This window comes from Dokdonella immobilis (assembly GCF_900115085.1).
Lineage (GTDB): Bacteria > Pseudomonadota > Gammaproteobacteria > Xanthomonadales > Rhodanobacteraceae > Dokdonella > Dokdonella immobilis.
Map to the genome: position 1 here is coordinate 1 of NZ_FOVF01000064.1, position 2,753 is coordinate 2,753.

A 2,753-nucleotide genomic window follows, 5' to 3' on the forward strand; every position below is an offset into this window, starting at 1 on the left:
AACCGCATCGTCATCCTGATCTCGCACCGCTTCTCGACCGTGCGCATGGCCGACCAGATCATCGTCATCCAGGACGGCCGCATCATCGAGCACGGCAACCATGCCGAGTTGCTCGAGCGTGAAGGACACTACGCTCATCTGTTCTCGCTGCAGGCGCGCGGCTATCAATAGCGATCCACGTTACGGCCATTCGTGAATCGCCGGGCGCCAGACGCCCGCGCACCAACACCAGACAACTCCGGGCAGCCACGAAGCCATAGTCGGACTTGATCTGTATCAATGAGCGCGCGCGGATACGGCGCAGACTTTCCTTCAACGGCGAAATCCTTCGCCAACGACGGAAAAACATGATGAAGCGCAGGATTCCAATCCTTGTCGGCGGCATTGCTGTGGCGGGCACCCTGGGTGCCTATGTCATCAACGGGAGCGGTCTCGCACTGTTTCCGGTGGATGCGCCGCTGACCATCTCGGCCACCGAGTCGACCAACAAGGTGAAGTTGCTACGCACGCCGGACAGGACGCTGTTCGCCATCTACGGCGAGGCGCAGGATGTGGGTCTGCTCGCCTATGACACCAAGAAGCAGGAGGCGCGGAAACCGTTCGACATCGTGATCAGCGTGTCCACGGACAATGGCGACACTTGGGGCGCCCCGCTCAACATTTCCAATACGGCTGCACTTTCGTCGTCGCTCGGCATTCTCGAGAGCACCGGCGCGCCGGTTCTGGGTGCCGATGGATATCCCGATCTTGTTGCCGATCCGCGCTCCACTGCTTATCCGGGGGACAGCGACAAACCCAACGTCTTCAATGTCGGCAACCAGATCATCGTGACCTGGGGTGACAATTATTGCCCCGGAGGCGACCAGCGCTTCGTCGTATATCCAGAACTCAATGGCGTCACCGTGCCCTACAGTTGCATGTACGTATCGCGCCTGCGGTGGGACACCGCAACCCAGCAATTCCTGACGATCTGGCCAGGCGGCCTGCCTTATCGCACAGATCAGCTCAGTAGCGGCCTGCGCGACGTCAAGCAGGATGCCAACCGCGGTAACTCCAGCGCATTCGTCATCAATTGGCAAGAGGACCCGCTCGGTCTCAAGCTCGGTGAGGCCGAGGGCCCGGGCGACGGAGCATCGGGAGCGAATGTCAACAACGGTACCGATATCTGGTACGCCAGCCTGCTGACCAGTGCCTTCAATAGCGCCGACTGGGCGGCACCGGTGCGCGTCACCCGCAATACCGTCGAGGCGGTGCCCCTCTCCAGCACCGGCGACCGCGAGACGCATCCGCCCGGTGACTACGATCGCGGCAATGTCGGCTCGTCGCGCTCGAACATCGGCCAGATCGGAACCCAGGTCGTGATGGCCTATGAGGAAACCAAAGGCACGCAGGGCTTCGACGAAGGCAAATACATTCGCTACCACACCTTCGAATGGAACGCGCCGCCCCCCGGCGGCGAGGTGGGGTGCATCATCAGCGAACCGGGAGAAAATGCGAGGCGTGTACGTTTCCTGACCCAGGAGCAGACCAATCCGGTCCCGCTCGTGTTCATCTACAAGCAGGGCGAGTTCACCCAGGGCGGTCCGTCCGACATATTCATTCGGCGCGCCACTGGCAATCTCATCACGCCGGAGTCTCTCGATCCGCCGATCGACGCTGCCAACTGCCGCAGCAGTATCGTCACTGGCGGCAATCCGCTGGTCGACATCGTGCAACCGCCGGCGATCAATTTCAGCGGCAGCAGTGCGTTGAAGGGTGGCACGGGTACGGCGCCGGATGCCCTGTCCGGTGACAATCCGATAGAGAACGCGTTGGCCCATCGTGGCGTGATTCGTGGAAACACGATTCTGATTGGATACAGCTACACACCGGACCTGTTCCGCTTCCAGTACCTCGACGACACCGATCCCTACAACTTCTTCCTTCGTCGCTCCACCGACGGCGGGGCCACTTGGAGCGATGCAGTCAACATGACGCCCGAGATTACCGGGCCATCGCAGTTGACCGTGAAGGAGCCGCGCATCGTCGGTACGCCACCCACTGTCGCCGGTGGCTTGCCGGGCGACACCCAGGATCCGAGCGTCATATGGGTGGGATATGGGCTTCAGACGAATGTTCGTCAGCCGATATTCCAGCCAGTCGATGTCGATATCTACATGATGGTCTCCCTGGACGAGGGACAGTCCTGGTCGCGGGCCAAGGCCATCACATTGGGTGATGTCGAGGGCGGTTACGAGGACGAACTGGAAGACTTCGAGACCCAGATCAAGGTGCGCCCGGATGGGCTCGAGGGGCATGTGGTCTGGTCGACCAAGAATGCACTGGTAACGCCGGCGTCCTATCGCCGGATGCAAGTGGTCGAAGCCGATGTGATTTTCCAGAACGGCTTCGATTGATTGGCCGAACCCGGTCTCGGCAGGCGACGCGCAGTCGCGTCGCGGCGCTGGAGCGCATCTCCAGCGCCGCCTGATTTCCCCAGTTGGTTGCCAGGGCGGGCTCGAGCAATGTCGGCGACAGATCGGCCTTGCGCGAGGCTTCACTGCTCCGCTCCGCTGCGATCGTTCATCCGGCCCTGCGGCGGAATCGTCGCTGGCGTCGATTCCGCCTCAACCCTCCGCGCAAGCGCTCCCGGTCCATCGCCATGTCGAGTCCGGCGTCTTCGAACACTTCCGCGCGCTCTCGACCAACCGCATCGTCATCCTGATCTCGCACCGCTTCTCGACCGTGCGCATGGCCGACCAGATCATCGTCAT

The 2,753-nt window shown here is 61.7% G+C and carries 2 protein-coding genes; one reads left to right on the top strand and one right to left on the bottom strand.

The window, feature by feature from the left end; genetic code table 11:
• Positions 1–350 precede the first annotated feature (350 nt).
• A complete protein-coding gene (locus tag BM125_RS19500) occupies positions 351–2,396 on the top strand; it encodes a sialidase family protein (protein ID WP_139225135.1) in 2,046 nt (681 codons plus the stop codon).
• Between the two features lie 166 nt (positions 2,397–2,562).
• On the opposite strand, the gene BM125_RS20525 is transcribed toward BM125_RS19500, so the two are convergent.
• Positions 2,563–2,753 (bottom strand): hypothetical protein (locus tag BM125_RS20525; protein WP_217647932.1); only part of this gene is annotated, 191 nt, incomplete at its 5' end.